At 45.6% G+C, this 3,225-nt stretch carries 3 protein-coding genes; 1 reads left to right on the plus strand and 2 read right to left on the minus strand.

The genetic code is table 11. The features are described 5' to 3' along the window. On the minus strand, positions 1 to 321 hold a 321-nt coding region (locus PX481_RS03100), incomplete at its 3' end, for a hypothetical protein (RefSeq protein WP_288093631.1). 377 nt (positions 322 to 698) lie between these two features. Continuing rightward, the gene (acs, locus tag PX481_RS03105; RefSeq protein WP_002756677.1) at positions 699 to 2,669 is read right to left on the minus strand and encodes an acetate--CoA ligase; all 1,971 of its coding nucleotides are present in this window, start codon (positions 2,667 to 2,669) and stop codon (positions 699 to 701) included. 251 nt (positions 2,670 to 2,920) lie between these two features. Between acs and psaC the strand changes: the two genes are divergently transcribed. Then, positions 2,921 to 3,166 (plus strand): photosystem I iron-sulfur center protein PsaC, encoded by a 246-nt coding sequence (psaC, locus tag PX481_RS03110; protein ID WP_002734319.1) that lies wholly within the window; start codon positions 2,921 to 2,923, stop codon positions 3,164 to 3,166. Positions 3,167 to 3,225: the final 59 nt, after the last annotated feature.

A 3,225-nucleotide genomic window follows, 5' to 3' on the forward strand; every position in this document is an offset into this window, starting at 1 on the left:
ATCAAATTTACTATCAAGAGTTTTAATATCACCTTTAACTTCCGTGAGTTCAATCTTTAAATCGGTAGTATCTTTTTGAACAGTTTTGACATCAGCTTTCATTTCCGCTTGTCCATTCTCGATCACCTTCAATCGATTGTCAACCTCAATCAGTCGAGTTTCCATGGTAGTGAGTCGAGTTTCCATGGTAGTGAGTCGAGTTTCCATGGTAGTGAGTCGATTGTCGATTTCGTTGAATCGATGTTCGATTATCTTCTGTCCATTGAGGATTAAATCTTCTAGTCTTTTTAAATCATTATCGGTAGTAGTGGTGGTGGTCATTGATTAAACTCCTATAATTTCAATTCGCTCTTATCTTTATTATTATACCAAATCCGTTTTTAATCGTGTGATTAACTCCCAAGTTATGGATTGTTTTTTCCCACTTCCCACTTCCCCTATACCTTTTAAACAGGATTTATTATTAGCTATAAGTAGTCGGACATAAATTCTTTTGTCTATCTTAATAAATGTAAATTGCCGCAATTCTTACTGACTCCTGAATCCTGAATCCTTACCCCACAGTTAACTTTACTTTTGTCCAACTACTTAGCTTTGGTGCTTGAGCAAATATATTCACCGAGCATCACTCCCGTTAGAGTGAGATAAGATTAACTCTTATTCCTCACCCTAACTACTAGGAAAAACCGGCAATTAAATTAGGCACCTTGGCGCAATTTGTCCAAAACCGATCGATCTTCTAGAGTAGAAGTATCACCAGAAATCTCTTGACCTGATGCTAAAGTTCGCAAGAGACGACGCATAATTTTACCCGATCGCGTTTTTGGCAGTACATCGGTAAAACGGATTTCTCCCGGTCGAGCAATAATGCCAATTTCCTTGACAACGTGATCCTTTAATGCTTGCGCTAACTCCGGACTCGCTTCATAATGCCCCTCGAGAGTCACAAAAGCATAGACTTCTTCCCCTTTAATTTCATCCGGTCGTCCCACCACAGCCGCCTCCGCTACCGCGGGATGGGATACTAAAGCTGATTCGATCTCCATTGTCCCTAAACGGTGGCCAGAAACGCTCATCACGTCATCGACGCGCCCCATTACCCAGAAATAACCGTCTTCGTCCTGACGGCTACCATCCCCGGCAAAATAGAGATATTGGCCATCTTTGGGGGCGATATGTTCCCAGTAGGTATTGCGGAAGCGATCGGGATTTTTATAAACTGTTCGCATCATACCGGGCCAGGGATGTTTGACCACCAGATAACCCCCCTCATTCGCTTGGGTGGGATTACCGTCTAAGTCCACCACTTCGGCCATAATACCGGGGAAAGGTAGGGTTGCTGACCCCGGTTTGGTGGCAATTGCCCCGGGTAAGGGAGTAATCATAATCCCCCCGGTTTCCGTTTGCCACCAAGTATCGACAATCGGACATTTTTCTTTACCGATAACCCGGTGATACCACATCCACGCTTCTGGGTTAATCGGTTCTCCCACAGTTCCCAGTAAGCGCAAAGAGGATAAATCCCGGCTATTGGGGATATCTTCACCCATTTTGATAAAAGCGCGGATAGCAGTGGGGGCAGTATAAAAGATATTAACCCGATATTTCTCGATGACATCCCAAAAACAGCCTAAATTAGAGGGACGGGGAACCCCTTCATACATTACCGTGGTTGCACCATTGGAAAGCGGTCCGTAAACGATATAACTATGGCCGGTAATCCACCCCACATCGGCAGTACACCAGTAAACATCGGTGTCTTTCAGGTCAAAAATCCATTTGCAGGTGACATGGGTGTAGAGATTATAACCGCCGGTGGTGTGGACGACTCCTTTCGGTTTGCCGGTGGAACCACTGGTGTAGAGGATAAATAACATATCTTCGCTATCCATGGGTTCGGCCGGACAGTTAGCAGATACCTGTTTTTGTAGATCATGCCACCAGTAATCGCGATCGGCAACCATATTGATGGGTTCCTTGCTGCGCTGGACAACGAGAACTTTTTCCACACTGGGGGCGCTATTATCGGCTAGAGCCAGATCTACCTGTTCCTTGAGGGCAACGACTTTATCCTTGCGGAAACCACCATCGGCAGTGATTACCACCTTAGCGGCCGCATCATTAAGACGATCGCGCAAAGCATCGGCACTAAATCCCCCAAAAACGACACTGTGGGGCGCACCAATTCTGGCACAGGCTAACATAGCGATGGCAGCTTCGGGAATCATTGGCAGATAAATTCCGACCACATCGCCTTTTTTTACGCCTAATTCCTTTAAAGCGTTGGCAAATTGACACACTTCTCGGTGTAGCTGTTCGTAGGTAATGGTGCGGCTGTCTCCCGGTTCTCCTTCCCAGATGATGGCGGCTTTATTACGTCTCCAGGTGGTGAGATGTCTGTCAATACAGTTGTAACAAATATTAATCTTGCCGTTGACGAACCATTTAGCAAAGGGGGGCTGCCAGTCAAGAATCTCTGACCATTTTTCAAACCAATATAGTTCTTTTTCGGCTAATTGTCCCCAAAAAGCCTGGGGATCGGCCTTGGCTTTGGCGTAGAGTTGCTGGTATTCTTCAAAGCTTTTAATGGTGGCATTCTGGGCAAATTCGGCACTGGGAGGAAACAGCCGATTTTCCTGTAGGATCGATTCGATCGCTATTTCTGTCATACTGGCAAACGAAATAAATTATCTTGCGATCCAGATTACCTTTTTCGGTTCCCCCCGTAACCCCGGCAAGCAATTCTTTAAGGCTATTTTAGAATTGCCCGATCCCTGACTAGCGATCGCCATTTGGCCCCAAGTGTTACAGAGTTTAAAGTTATGTCACCGATCGAGCGATGAACAGATCGCTGTAAGGTAAACTAACCGATAAACCCGAAATTTAACATGGAGAACACTCGGTAAGGAGTCATAATTCAATGTCTCATAGCGTTAAAATTTACGATACCTGTATCGGTTGCACCCAATGCGTTCGGGCTTGTCCCCTCGACGTGCTGGAAATGGTTCCTTGGGATGGCTGTAAAGCTGCCCAGATTGCCTCTTCCCCCCGCACGGAAGACTGTATTGGTTGTAAACGTTGCGAAACGGCTTGTCCGACGGATTTCCTAAGCATTCGGGTTTATCTCGGAGCAGAAACCACCCGCAGTATGGGTCTAGCCTACTAGGCCTGGCAATCATTCTGTGTTTAACATTTAGCGAAAACTAATCTTGTTAAGAGGACTAA

The sequence above is a fragment of the Microcystis sp. M53603_WE2 genome, assembly GCF_030065435.1.

Bases quoted from the DNA above. Each gene is read 5' to 3' on its own strand.
- psaC (WP_002734319.1), top strand. From the start codon at position 2,921: ATGTCTCATAGCGTTAAAATTTACGATACCTGTATCGGTTGCACCCAA.
- acs (WP_002756677.1), bottom strand. From the start codon at position 2,669: ATGACAGAAATAGCGATCGAATCGATCCTACAGGAAAATCGGCTGTTT.